Origin of the sequence: Leclercia adecarboxylata, from assembly GCF_006171285.1 — a bacterium.
Classification (GTDB): Bacteria; Pseudomonadota; Gammaproteobacteria; order Enterobacterales; family Enterobacteriaceae; genus Enterobacter; species Enterobacter barmai.
Window position 1 is genome coordinate 4,049,817 of record NZ_CP040889.1, and the last position, 14,695, is coordinate 4,064,511.

The 14,695-nt window shown below is 59.6% G+C and carries 5 protein-coding genes and 1 pseudogene; 2 read left to right on the forward strand and 4 right to left on the reverse strand.

What is annotated here, in order from left to right; all coding sequences use genetic code 11:
* The first annotated feature begins 317 nt into the window (after positions 1-317).
* A complete protein-coding gene (locus tag FHN83_RS21080) occupies positions 318-10,166 on the forward strand; it encodes an autotransporter outer membrane beta-barrel domain-containing protein (protein WP_176556509.1) in 9,849 nt (3,282 codons plus the stop codon).
* 62 nt (positions 10,167-10,228) lie between these two features.
* Here FHN83_RS21080 and FHN83_RS21085 read toward each other — a convergent pair.
* The 4 genes and pseudogenes from FHN83_RS21085 to hxpB all read right to left on the reverse strand — a co-directional run bounded on the left by FHN83_RS21085 (position 10,229) and on the right by hxpB (position 14,012).
* A pseudogene (locus tag FHN83_RS21085) lies at positions 10,229-11,620 on the reverse strand (L-cystine transporter).
* Between the two features lie 129 nt (positions 11,621-11,749).
* Entirely contained in the window at positions 11,750-12,340 is a 591-nt protein-coding gene (locus FHN83_RS21090) for a metal-dependent hydrolase (protein WP_039029065.1), read from the reverse strand.
* Between the two features lie 92 nt (positions 12,341-12,432).
* The gene (gene kduD, locus FHN83_RS21095) at positions 12,433-13,194 is read right to left on the reverse strand and encodes a 2-dehydro-3-deoxy-D-gluconate 5-dehydrogenase KduD (RefSeq protein ID WP_139564829.1); all 762 of its coding nucleotides are present in this window, start codon (positions 13,192-13,194) and stop codon (positions 12,433-12,435) included.
* Positions 13,195-13,343: 149 nt separating this feature from the next.
* Positions 13,344-14,012 (reverse strand): hexitol phosphatase HxpB, encoded by a 669-nt coding sequence (hxpB, locus tag FHN83_RS21100; protein ID WP_039029067.1) that lies wholly within the window; start codon positions 14,010-14,012, stop codon positions 13,344-13,346.
* A gap of 145 nt (positions 14,013-14,157) precedes the next feature.
* On the opposite strand from hxpB, the gene FHN83_RS21105 reads away from it, so the two are divergent.
* Positions 14,158-14,694: a YniB family protein gene (locus tag FHN83_RS21105; protein ID WP_039029068.1), complete on the forward strand. Its 537-nt coding sequence runs from the start codon at positions 14,158-14,160 to the stop codon at positions 14,692-14,694.
* Position 14,695 lies beyond the last annotated feature (1 nt).

Below are 14,695 nucleotides of genomic sequence, written 5' to 3' on the forward strand. Positions count from 1 at the left end.
ATTTACTTTTGGTAATCTTTTCAATGGCTTTTTTAGCGCGTGATTTAACTTTTTGATTTACATTGGGAAATATAATGTAATATTTCATGCGTTTAATTCTATCCTTTTAGTGTTGCGTCTTTTTCTAATACTATCTGGACAGAAAAATGAATAAAACCCACACCTCAATGATGACGGGATTTACTCTTTCTCGTCTCACTGTCGCGATCCGAAACGCGATCCCTGTATTGGTCCTGGCATCCCTGCCCGTGTACGCCGACACTATTATTCCCAGTCAAAGCACGACTTATACCCTATCCGGAACTGAACCCTTTGTGATGCCTTCGCCTAATGCAATTACCGTCACATCGGGTAGTGCTATTACCGGCGATGTCACGCAGGACTGGCAGGTGACCGTTGATGATGGCGCAACGGTTAACGGAGCAGGTTTTGGTCTGAACCTGGGATCGTTGACGGGGGGAACCGTGCTTAATCTCGGCGGAGATGTCACCACTACCGGGGGCGGATCCGGCGGCAACGCTGCAGGTATTAAGCTCAATCAAGGCGGAACGATCAACATACTAAGCACCGGGTCCGTGGCCAGCAGCAGTGACGGGATATTTCTCACTAACGGCGGCACAATAAATAGCAGCGGATCGGTAAGCGGTACCGGTGGCGGCACTTCGGTCTATTTAAGCTCCGGCACAACCGTCTATAATGGTGATGCATCGTCGTCGATTGGCGGAGGATACGGCATTATTGTTGATAGCGGTTCTGGGACCCTGACCAATGCCGGTAATATTAATGTGCTTCATAACGGAATTTGGGTACGTGATAGTGGAAATGCCGTCATTAATAACCAGGCTGGCGGGGTTATCAATTCAACCAGTACTTCTAATAATGGGATTGATATTGGCAGTTCTGGTACGGTTGATATTACCAATGCGGGAACCATCAGCGGCAATGCCGGTATTTACATAGGATCGGCTGGCAATACGCTCACCAATAGCGGCGCGATCACTGGTACCGGCGGCACGGCAATCTCGCTGGGCGGTAACAATAATACTGTCATTTTTAATACCGGCACCGAAATCGGGGGAAATATCACCTCAAGCGGCAGCGGAAATACATTAACGTTAAACGGGCAAGGTGCACTGGGGGGGAACGTCACGGGTCTGGCAAGTATTACCAGCGCGGCGGATCCAGGTCTTGCCTGGCTGTTGAACGGTACAACCTACAGTACATCCGGCACCACGGCAGATTCACTGCTGATTCAAAGTGGTACCTTGATTCTGAATGGCGCCCTGACCCACAGCGGAACAGGGGGCGGTACAACTATTAACCCGGACGCCATATTCCAGTTGGGGAATAATTCCGCCAGCGGCAGCGTCACGGGCAATATCATTGATAACGGCACGCTGCGTTTCTCCCGCACGGACAGTTCCACCTTTGCTGGCGTGATAAGTGGAGACGGGCTGGTTAACCAGGCGGGAAGCGGCGAAACCATTCTCAGCAGCGCGAACACCTATACGGGCGGGTCGACTGTTGATGGCGGCACTCTGAATGCAGGCAATGCCGGAGCCCTGGGCACGGGCGATGTTGCAATCAACAGCGGCGGGACGCTGGTGCTCTCCTTCGGTGCTGGCACCTTTGCCAACGCCATTGCCAACGGCGGGCTGCTGAACGTCACCGGCGCGGGGAACACGCTCAACAGCGTGATTACCGGGGCGGGTGAGAACCGCATCAGCGCGACTGATACCGTCATCGCGGCAGATAACAGCGGGTTTTCCGGCCTGTGGAATATCCTTAATAGCGGTTCGATGGATATCACAGCCAGTAATAACCTCGGCACCGGGGCCGTGCAGTTAAACGGCATTCTGAACATTGCGCCGACAGCGGGCGGCTTCACCCTGGCGAACGCCCTTTCCGGGGCGGGTACGTTAACCGTTTCGCTTGTAGGGGGCACTCCCTTTGATTTCGCCAGTAGCGTCGGAACGCTGTTTACCGGGGTGCTGGCGATGGGGCCGGGCACTTTCAACCTCGCCGGTAACAACACCCTGGCATTAACCAACGCCCGGTTGCAGCTGGATACCGGCAGCATCACGACGGTGGGCAGCGGCACCCAGGCTATCGGCAACCTGACCCTTAACGGCGGTATTCTCAGCTTCAATAACCTGCCGACAGGGGTGATTAATACCGGACAGCTGGATAAGACCTCCGGGACGGTGCGCGTTGATCCGACTGTCATCGCCGCTAACAACGCCAGCAATTTACTGCTGGTTGACGATGGCTCGGGCACCCAGTTAATCACCTCCACCGGCAATACCGGCTCGTCGGCCAATCTGACACTGCAGGATCTCTCGGGAAATGCGATTGACTCTTCCTCAACCTCTCAGGCGAACGTTACCCAGGGCGGTAACACCGTTGCGATTGCCACCTATGGCAATTTCGGCCTCAACGACACTAACGGGCTGGGCGTCGGCTACTCTCTGAGCCAGCTCGATCTACAGGCGGCGCAAACCCTGACCCTCTCCGGGGATACCACCACCCCGGCCGGTGCGGCGGATATGAAGGCGCTAATAACCGGGGCGGGCAATCTGGCGATCAACGCCACCGATGCGATTACCCTGACCAATGCAGGCAACACCTTTACCGGCACCACGACGGTAAACAGTGGCGTACTTCGCGCTGGTGCCGTCAATGTGATTGACGACAGCAGCCAGCTGAATTTAAACAGCGGCACAGCCTTCGATTTGAATGGTTTCGATCAGAGCGTGAATAATCTGACCGGGGCGGGTAACGTCACGCTGGGGGCCAATGCCCTGACGGAAAATACCACCGGCAGCGTTGCCTACGCCGGGACCATTACCGGCAGCGGGGCGGTCACCGCAGCGGGGGCGGGAACCTGGATCCTGACGGGTAACAATAACTGGACCGGTGGTACAACCATAGATACAGGGGTTTTGCAGCTGGGCGCGGGCGGAACCAGCGGGGCGTTAACCGGGAACATCACCAACAACGGCGCTCTGATCGTCAATCGCTCCGATGCCCTCACGCTTTATGACACCATCAGTGGTTCGGGTACGGTTACTCAGAACGGCACCGGGGCAACGACCCTGAGCGGGGCGAACAGCTATGCCGGTGGCACCGCGGTAAACGCGGGGACGCTGAACGTGGCCAATGCCACCGCCATGGGGACGGGTACCGCAACGGTCAGCAGCGGCGCAACGGCCAATCTCACCTTTACCGGCGGGACCCTGACCAACGCTATCGCCAACGCCGGGCTTGTTAACGTGACCGGCGCGAATAACACCCTCAACGGCGCCATTACCGGGGCAGGAGAGAACCGCATCAGCGCGGCCGGGACGGTGCTGGGAGGCGATAACAGCGGATTTACCGGCAACTGGAATATTCTCACGGGTGCCGCCGCAAACATCACGGCTGCGCAGAACCTGGGTGATACTGCTGCGGTTCAGCTTGATGGCACCCTGAATATCGCAAGCGGGCCTTACACCTTCACCAATACCCTGACCGGGGCCGGGCTGATGACCGCCACGCTGACCAGCGGCAGTGCCTTTAACTTTGATAACACCGTTGGCAGCGCCTATACCGGGACACTCCGGCTCGGGCAGAGCAATTTTGCCCTCTCGGGCGATAACACCAGCACCTTGACCAACGCCACCCTGCAGCTGGATAGCGGCAACACCACTACCGTCGGCGCGGGGACGCAGAATATCGGCAACCTGACGCTGAACGGCGGCACGATGAGCTTCGCCAATATGCCCACCGGCGTGGTAAACACCGGTGCGCTAACATTGACCGCCGGGACGGTGCAGATCGATCCCACCCAGGTGGCAGCCAGCGGCGGCAATCTGCTGATCGAGGATGAAGGCGCTGGCGAGCAGCTGATTACCGCCGCCAACACCAGCGGTTCTGCGGCGAATCTGACCCTGACGGATCTGCTGGGCAACGCGCTCAGCAGCTCGCAGGTGAATATCGATCAGAACGGGGCCACGGTCGCCATCGGCACCTACGGTTACAGCCTGAACAATACCAACGGGCTGGGCGTCGGGTTTACCCTCAACCAGCTTGATGTGCAGGCGGGCCAGACCCTGACCCTCTCCGGCGATACCACCACCCCTGCCGGGGCGGCGGACATGAAAGCGGCCATCATCGGCAGCGGAGATCTGGCGATTAATGCCACCGACGCCATCACCCTCACCAATGCCAGCAATGCTTATACCGGGGCCACCACGGTTACGGGCGGCATACTGCGTGCGGGCGCAGCTAACATCATTGATGACAGTAGCCAGCTCACGCTGAACGCGGGAACGGCATTTGATCTGAACGGTTTTGACCAGAGCGTGAATAACCTCACTGGCGCGGGTAACGTCACGCTGGGGGCGAATGCCCTGACGGAGAACACCGCCGGAGACGTCACTTACGCGGGTGTGATCGGCGGTTCCGGGCCGGTTACCTCTGCGGGGACCGGCACCTGGATCCTCACCGGCGACAATACCTGGACCGGCGGCACCACGCTGAGCGGCGGCACATTGCAGCTGGGGGCGGGCGGCACCAGCGGCTCGATTGTGGGCGACGTGGTCAACAACGCGGCCATGGTGGTTAACCGTTCTGACGACGTGACGCTGGCGGGCGCGATAAGCGGCTCCGGCACCCTGACCCAGAACAGCTCCGCAACCGGCACCACCACCCTGACGGGAGACAACAGCTATACCGGCGCGACCACCGTGCAGCAGGGTACGTTGCAGTTGGGCGACGGCGGCACCAGCGGCGGGCTTGCCGCCGGGAGCGCGGTGACAATCGACACCGGCGCAACCCTGGCATTCAATCGCAGTAATCTCCTGACGGTGGCGAACACCCTTGGCGGTGATGGCAACGTGGAGCAGCGGGGCAGCGGAACAACCCTGATCGGCGGAACCAATGCCTACACCGGCGGAACCACCGTTGAAGCGGGCACGCTAAACGCGACAAACGCCAGCGCGCTGGGAACCGGGGCGGCGACCGTCAACAGCGGCGCGGCGCTGCTGCTCTCGTTCACTAACGGCACCTTTGCCAACGCCATTGCTAATGCCGGGCTGCTGGACGTGACGGGAGCGGGAAATACCCTCAACAGCGCCATCTCCGGGGCCGGGATTAACCGCATCAGCGCGCAAAATACGACCCTCGGCGGGGATAACACCCTCTTTACCGGCACCTGGGACATTACTAGCGGCGCGTCGGCGAACGTGGCGGCCTCGCAAAATCTGGCCGATGCCGCAGTGCAGCTGAACGGCACGCTGAATATTGCGCCACCGACCGGCGATTACACCTTTACCAACACCCTGACCGGCAACGGCCTGATGAACGTCGCGCTTGCCAGCGGCAGCAACTTTGCGTTTGATAACGCCGTCGGCAGCGCCTATACCGGCACGCTCCAGCTCGGGCAAAGCCTGTTCGATCTGTCCGGAGACAACACCACCGCCCTGACCGGCGCCACGCTGCAGCTCGACGCTAACAGCCTGGCGACCGTCGGCACGGGAACCCAGACCATCGGTAATCTGACCATGAACGGCGGGGCGCTGGTCTTCAACGGCCAGGTACCGCCCGGGCAGCCTGATGGCTCGGTTGCGGTGGGCAATTTAACCCTGACCAGCGGCCAGATCCGCACCGAAGCGCCCACATCCGGCGTGCCTAACCCGGCACCGTCGGGGCAGAACCTGATGGAAGAGGATGACCAGGCGATCCTCTCTCAGCTGGTCTCCGCCTCCGGCACGGTAACCGGAACGGCAGGCAACCTGACCCTGACCGATCACGACGGTAACGCCATCAGCGATCCGCAGCAGTTTGCGGTAACTGAAGGGGGCACCGCCGTGGCGAATGCCACCTACAACTATGCCCTGAGCACCGGAACCAATAACGACGGCCTCTATATCCAGTACGGCTTAACCACGCTGGATCTGATCAACGCCCAGACCCTGCACCTGGCGGCGGATGCGGGCACCGTCGGCGCGGCGGCCACCCTCTCGGCACAGGTGACCGGCAGCGGAAACCTGGACGTGAACGCCAGCGCGGCAGGCGCGCAGACCGTTACGCTCAGCAACAGCGGCAACAACTACACCGGGATGACTACCGTATCCGGCGGAACGCTGCGTCTGGGCAGCAATCAGGCGCTGGGCAACACCAGCCTGCTCACCATCAACAGCGGGGCTAACACCAACATCAACGGGATGACCCAGACCATCGGCGCCCTGGCGGGCGACGGCGGGCTGGCGATTGACGGCGGTAACCTGACCATCAGCAACGGTGGGACCTTTGGCGGGGTCGCCAGCGGCGCGCTCGGCAACCTGACCCTCTCCGGCGGCACGCTGATCATGACGGGGGCCAATACCTACACTGGATTAACCAACATCAACACCGGGGCAACGATGCAGGTGGGGGCAGGCGGAACCACAGGCAGCGTGGCCGGGCCGATCGTTGACAACGGCATTCTGACCTTTAATCGCAGCGATAACGTTATCCTGCCGGGTGCGGTGGAGGGCAGCGGGGAACTGCATCAGGACGGGGCCGGGACGCTGTTTATCAACAATGACGTTGCCGTCACCGGGCCGGTGGTGATCAACGCCGGGACGGTCAGCATCGGGGATGGCACTGCCGACGGCAGCGTCGCCGGAAATATCGTTAACAACGGCGCGCTGCAGTTCAACCGCGGCGACTGGAGCTACGGCGGAGAAATTAGCGGTACGGGGACCGTTGAACAGGTAAGCGGCAGCCAGACCACCCTCACCGGCGCGAACAGCTACAGCGGGGCGACAACGGTAAGCGCGGGTACGCTGAACGCGGCGAATGTTGCCGCCCTCGGCACCAGCGCCGCCACGGTAAACAGCGGCGCGACGCTGGCGCTCTCGTTCGCTGATGGCATTTTTAGCAATGCGGTCGCCAATAACGGCGTGCTGGATGTGATCGGCGCCGGGAATACTCTCACCACCAACGTCACCGGCTCGGGGATCAACCGCGTCAGTGCTAATCAAACCACTCTTGCCGGGGACAACAGCGGCTTTAGCGGTAGCTGGGATATCACCTCCAGCGGCGGGGCGACCATCACCACCCAGGAGAATCTCGGTGCTTCGCCGGTGCAGTTAGACGGCATCCTGAACGTCAGTCCGGCCAGCGGCGGGTTTACCTTTGTTAATGCCTTGACCGGCAGCGGCCTGCTCGCCGCGACCATGGGCAGCGTCAGCGACGCCTTTAATTTCGCGGCCACGGCGGGCAACGCGTTTAGCGGTACTCTGGCGCTGGCTCGTGGCACGCTGGCGCTGGAAGGCGACAATACCAGCGCCTTATCCGCTGCAACGCTCTTCCTGGGGGCTGATGCCACGGCCACTCTGACCAGCGACCAGACTATCGGCAACCTGACCTTTAATGGCGGGCTGCTGGATGTGGCGATGAAGACGCCATCGACGGCCGATATTCTGACGGTCAATAACCTGAACGTCGATCCGGCCACCAGCACGTCTGAGGTGGGCGTGGTGAATCTGCGGGCCGGCGAGTTGCCTCCATCAACAAAACCGGACGATAACTTCCTCGATCAGGATAACGAGGTGGATAACGGCATTCAGGTGGTGAAAGCGACTACCGTCAGCTCGGAAGGGACGCAACTTACCCTGCTGCTGGACGGGGCCGCCCCGGCGGATGAAGTCGATCAGGTCTCCGACGGCTTTGGTCACGACGATGTGCTGGCCACCTATGGATATACCGCCGTCATGACTGCGGGGGCGAATGCCCCTGGCGGCCCGGGACTCTACGCGGGCTATATGCTGAAGGTGCTGAACAGCCAGTCGACGGCGGTGATTGACACTACGGGCGCGACGGACAACACCCTCGGTGCGAAACTGACCGGGGTGGGTGATTTCGAGTTCCGGGCCAACGATGACACCCTTACGCTTGCCAATACCGCCAACGATTATCAGGGGCAAACCACCGTCACCAGCGGCACTGTTCAGCTCGGGGGAAATAACACCCTCGGACAAACCCGCGCCCTGAATATCGCGGCTGACGCCACAACGGATCTCAACGGCTTTAGCCAGACCATCGGGGCGTTGAACGGTGCGGCGGGCAGTACCCTGGCGCTGGATGGTGGCGCGCTGACCATCACCAACGGCGGGCAGAGCGACGGGGCCTTGACCGGCGGCGGCAATCTGAACCTGACCGGCGGTGAACTGACTATCAGCAATGCCAACGACGACCTTAGCGCGGCGGTAGATATTGCCAGCGGTGCCACGGCGCGGCTGAAAGACGGCGGCGCGCTTGGCAGCGGTGATGTCGCCCTTGACGGCACGCTGGTGCTGGATACGGTAAGCGGATCCTTCGCCAATGCGGTGCAGGGTGCGGGCACGATGAACCTGGCCAACGGCAGCGATGTGTCGCTCACCGGGAATAATGCCGGGTTTAACGGCACCGTCGATATTGACGCCGCCAACCGTCTGACGGTGCAGCAGCCGTCGAACCTCGGCAGCGCCGCTATCACCAACGATGGCGAACTGGTGCTGGACGCGAGTGATACCTGGGCGTTCGCGAATGCCATGAGCGGCAGCGGTCTGTTAACCAAAGCGGGCACCGGGATGGTCACGCTTGGCAGCGATTATGCCCATACCGGCGGAACGCACGTCGAAGCCGGTACCCTGGCGCTGGATAACAGCGCGGCGGCGCTCTCCGGCGGCGGTGCGGTCACTGTGGATGAGGGGGCAACGCTTGGCGGTTACGGTACCATTGTGGGCGATGTCACCAGCCGGGGTACTGTCTCCGCGGGTGATGCCATTACGTCGCTGACCGGTGGTGCAGGCAATCTGACGATTCAGGGCAACCTGAACAACTTCAACGTCGTCAATCTGGCGGGCAATACCGTCGGCAACACCCTGACGGTGACCGGGAACTACGCCGCCCAGAGTACGCTGGTGCTCAATACGGTGCTCGGCGGCGATGATTCGCAAACCGACAAGCTGATTGTGCAGGGCGATACCAGCGGTCATACCGATGTTATCGTCAACAACAAAGGCGGAAGCGGGGCCCCGACCGTCAACGGCATCCAGGTGATTGAGGTAAACGGCGCGTCGAACGGCGACTTCACCCTCGCCAACCGCGTGGTGGCCGGTGCCTATGACTATCAGCTGTTAAAAGGCACACCGACCAGCAACGACGGCGACTGGTATCTGCGGGTGCCCGTTGAGCAGCCGGTAGTGCCGATTCGTCCGGAAGCGGGGGCGTATCTGGGTAACCAGAGTGCGGCGATGGATATGTTTACCCACAGCCTGCACGATCGTCTGGGGGAAAGCCTGTTTGTCACCGGGAACGGACAGCAGGTTGACGCCCCGTCGGCGTGGATCCGCACCTTCGGCAGCCGTACCGACAGCCGCAGCGCGGGCCAGATTGGTCAGGACACCTGGAGCAACGGCCTGCAGCTCGGGTTCGATCTCGCCAGCAACCTGCAGGTGCAGAACCGCTGGCAGGTGGGGGTTATGGCGGGCTACGGCTCGGCGAGAACCCGTAACCAGAGCGATGGCCAGGACACGGTGGCGCGCAGCGAAGTGGACGGTTACAGCGTAGGGCTGTACGGCACCTGGTTTGCCGACGGGCGGCCGCAGGGCACCGGGCCGTACATCGATACCTGGACGCAGTATGGCTGGTACAACAACAAAGTGAACGGGCAGGGGCTGCCGGAACAGAAATACGACAGCACCACCCAGGCCGTGTCAGTTGAAGGCGGCTGGGCCTTTAACGTCTATAACACGGAGCTGATGAGCTTCTTCATTCAGCCGCAGGAGCAGGTGATCTACACCCATTACGATGCGGATGACGTGAAAGAAAACAACGGTACTAAAGTCAAAATGAACGATGGCGGGTTCAGCAACCGCCTTGGGGTGAGGGTGTACGGCTACTCTTCCGACCGCGAGGGTCGCCAGTGGCAACCGTTCATCGAAGCCAACTGGCTCTATAACGGCTATACCGACAGCGTAAAAATGGACAGCACCCGTCTGGAATCTGATACGCCGAAACACCGCTACGAAGTGAAAGGTGGCGTGGAAGCGAAATTCAATAACCAGTGGAGCATGTGGGCAAACGTCGGCACCCAGCAGGGCGGCAGTGACTACCGCAGCATTGAGGGTGGTCTCGGGGTGAAATACACCTGGTAAATGCCGCAGGCATAAAAAAAGCCCATCAGGAAACTGATGGGCTTTTTTGGTTCCGGGAGCGATTAACGGTGCGCGAGTTCCGCGTCGTCTTCGCTTTCCAGAACGGCTTTGTCGGTCTGCTTCAGCCACTGGCTGGTCAGCGTCCCGGCGGTCATGGAGCCGCTGACGTTCAGCGCGGTACGGCCCATGTCGATCAGCGGTTCAACGGAGATCAGCAGCGCCACCAGCGTTACCGGCAGACCCAGCGCAGGCAGGACAATCAGCGCCGCGAAGGTTGCGCCGCCGCCCACACCGGCTACACCGGCAGAGCTCACGGTCACAATCCCGACCAGAGTCGCAATCCACACCGGATCCAGCGGGTTAATGCCTACCGTTGGGGCAACCATTACCGCCAGCATGGCCGGGTAGAGACCGGCACAACCGTTCTAACCAATGGTCGCGCCGAAGGAGGCGGAGAAGCTGGCGATGGATTCCGGCACGCCCAGACGACGGGTCTGCGCTTCCACGTTCAGCGGAATGGAGGCTGCGCTGGAGCGGCTGGTAAAGGCGAAGGTCAGCACCGGCCACACTTTGCGGAAGTATTTCAGCGGGCTTACGCCGTTCACAGTCAGCAGAATGGCGTGGACCACAAACATGATGCCCAGACCGAGGTAAGAAGCAACCACGAAGCTGCCCAGCTTGATGATGTCCTGCAGGTTAGAGCCGGCAACCACTTTGGTCATCAGCGCCAGGACGCCGTACGGGGTCAGCTGCATCACCAGACGCACCAGCTTCATCACCCAGCTCTGCAGGGTGTCGATGGCGGTCAGCACGCGCTGGCCTTTCGGGGCGTCATCTTTCAGCAGCTTCAGTGCAGCCACGCCGAGGAAGGCGGCGAAGATCACCACGCTGATGATGGACGTCGGGTTCGCGCCGGTCAGATCCGCAAACGGGTTTTTCGGGATAAAGGAGAGCAGCATCTGCGGAACGGTGAGATCCGCCACTTTACCCGCATAGTTGGTCTCGATGGCGGTCAGACGCGCGGTTTCCGCGGTGCCCTGCACCAGGCCTTCTGCCGTCAGGCCAAACAGGTTGGTCACCAGCACGCCGACCAGCGCCGCGATAAGCGTGGTAAACAGCAGCGTACCGATGGTCAGGAAGCTGATTTTACCCAGCTGTGAGGCGTTATGCAGACGGGCCACCGCGCTCAGAATAGAGGCGAAGACCAGCGGCATGACGATCATCTGCAGCAGCTGCACATAGCCGTTGCCGACCACGTTAAACCACTGGATAGACTCTTTCAGCACCGGGTTGCTGGAACCGTAAATGGCCTGCAGCGCCAAGCCAAAGACCACGCCCATCACCAGACCGACCAGCACTTTTTTGGCCAGGCTCCACTGTTTATGACGCGCCTGCGCCAGCAACAGCAGTAAGCCGACGAACACCACGATGTTCGCGATTAATGGAAAATTCATCCCCGTTCTCCTGATTTAATATCAGATCGGTATCAGTCCGACCTTATTGGCGCAAGGTTAGCAGAAGTGTGATCCCGTCGCTTATATCCAAATGGAATGGTTTATTCCAAACGCGCTAAATTTGTCGAATTAGCGCTCAATCTGATGATGGATAAAGCGGTTGAACTGAAATTGCAGGGAATTGATCATGTGCGAGGACCAGCGCACGGCACCGTTTTCCGGTAGCGTCTGCGGCATCCACACCGCCCAGGCGAACAGCGCCATGCACAGGGCGCGCTCCAGCTGGTTACCTTTTTGTGGGCGGAGGATCGGCAGGCGAAAACGCCAGCGGCAGGGCCACAGCAGGGGAACGCCCGCCGGGGTAAGCATGTCGGCCAGAATATGGCTCAGATAGCCCAATACCATTCCCTGGATAGCGTCCGCCGGGATCAGCCAGCTGTCCGGCACTTTTAAGTAGAAAAGGGTCAGGGCAGCGAACACCGCCAGCAGGCTGTGGGTAAAGCCGCGATGCCCGCAGGCGCGGGCAATGGGTTTGGAGATCCACTTCAGCCGCTGCCCGAGCAGCGACTTGGGATGATCGATATCCGGCAACAGGCAGGTCAAAACCGCCGATGGCACGATATGCCACCAGTCACCCTGCGCCAGCACCGGTGTAAGCTCCGCATTTTTGGCAAACACTGCGCAGGCGAGAGAAAAGAGCAGATGACCTTCCGCCGTCATGATAAAACCCACTAAACTGTCGATGCATCCAGTATAGGGATTTTATACAGTATACGGAAGTAGTGACGGTGTAACTCTTTGTCACAAAGCTGTTAACGCGCCAGCCAGCCACCATCGACGGCCAGGGTGTAGCCGTTCACATAGTCCGACGCGGATGAAGCGAGAAAGACCGCCGGGCCCTGCAGATCGTCCGGCTTACCCCAGCGCCCCGCGGGGATACGGTCGAGGATCTCTTTGCTGCGCTGTTCGTCGTCGCGCAGCTGCTGGGTGTTATTGGTCGCCATATAGCCCGGCGCGATGGCGTTGACGTTGATGCCGTGGTGCGCCCACTCGTTGGCGAGCAGGCGGGTGATCCCCAGCACGCCGCTTTTGGAGGCGGTATAAGAGGGAACGCGGATCCCGCCCTGGAACGACAGCATGGAAGCGATATTAATGATTTTGCCGCCCTGACCCTGGGCAATGAACTGGCGGGCCACGGCCTGCGAGAGGAAAAAGACCGATTTCAGGTTGAGGTTCATCACGTCATCCCAGTCCTTTTCGCTGAAGGTCAGCGCGTCTTCCCGACGAATGGTCCCGGCGTTGTTCACCAGAATATCCACACGACCCATTCCGGCAACCGTCTGTTCGACAATACTGTCGATGGCATCCTGCTTGCTGAGGTCGGCCTGAATAGCCAGAAACCGACGTCCCAGCGCCTTAACGCCTGCGGCGGTCTCTTCTGGGATGCGACGGTTGACGCTGACGATGTCGCAGCCAGCCTGCGCCAGACCCAGCGCCATGCCCTGGCCGAGGCCGGTATCACAGCCGGTAACGATGGCAACTTTTCCTGAAAGATTAAAGGCATCCAGTATCATACGGACCTCAGAGTGTAGGGGGGGTATTATTGTTCTGAGATAAGCATAGAAGCAGTTAGAAATAAGATCAAACTAAAATGAAATGGCGTTTTAAAAATTTGAAATGCGATCGTATTTGCGGGCAACGGTGCGCTGCCCGCCATTGACACTCACCCGCGCAGATGCGCCACGGTGAGTTCCTGCAGGGAGGTCAGTTTTACATCCGCCAGCGCGTAACGGGCGTCGTGCTGGTTCTCTTCAGCAGGGACGACGATAGAACGCATCCGCGCCGCCTTGCTGGCGATCATGCCATTCACCGAGTCTTCCAGCGCCACGCAGGCTGTCGGATCAACGCCCAGCTTCGCGGCGCAGTCCATGTACACCTGCGGGTGCGGCTTGCTGTAGGGCAGCTTTTCAGCCGAGGCCATGGCGTCGAAACTGTCGCGCAGATCGAACATGATCAGCACTTTTTCCAGCATATGTAGCGGCGAAGCGGAAGCCAGTCCGACCTTCAGTCCCTGTTCTTTGCACAGCGCCACGGCTTCACGCGCGCCTTTGAGCAGCGGGCGGTTCTCCTCCACCAGGGTAATGGCGCGGTTGATGATGCGATCGGTCACCTCATCACGCCCCGGGCCGACCCACGGCTGGTGGGCGTACCAGAGCTCAACCACCATATCGATGCGCAGGCCGAGCGTATCCGGCAACTCGTGGCGGCGGGTGATATCCACGCCCAGGCTGGCCATCACATCCAGTTCAGCCCGATCCCACAGCGGCTCGGAATCAATCAGTAATCCATCCATATCAAAAATGGCAGCAACAATTTGACGCGGCGTCGACATGCAACCTCTCCTTTCGTTGGTTTTAGCAGGGGGTAAGCGCTACCTCACCCTGGCAATTTAGCATATCACCCGTAAAGAGCGGGCGAAAATGACAACCAGCAGGTAGACTTAGCCTCAAAGGATGTAATTTGAAAATGAGGAATCAATGACATATCAACAAGCTGGACGTATCGCGATACTGAAACAGGTCGCTGGATGGGTGATTTTTATTCCGTCAGTGATCTCGACCATTATTTCCGTCCTGAAATTTATCTATGACCACAGCGAGAAACAGGCGGGCATCAACGCCGTGATGCTTGATTTTGCCCATGTCATGATTGAGATGATGCGATTCAATACGCCGTTCCTGAATTTCTTCTGGTACAACTCGCCGACGCCCGACTTCCGTCAGGGGATGAACATCGCCTTCTGGATTATTTTTGCTCTGGTCTTCATTGCCCTGGCGCTGCAGGCCTCTGGCGCGAAGATGCGCCGTCAGACCCGCATGATCCGCGAAGGGTTAGAAGCTCAATTGATTCTGGAGAACGCGAGAGGGGAAGAGGGGTTAACCCGCGAGCAGATCGAATCACGCATTGTGGTGCCGAATAACACCATTTTCCTGCAAATCTTTACGCTTTACGTGCTGCCGGTGCTGATGATTGTCGCCGGGTATTTCCTGTTTACCCTGCTCGGCCTGCTGTAAG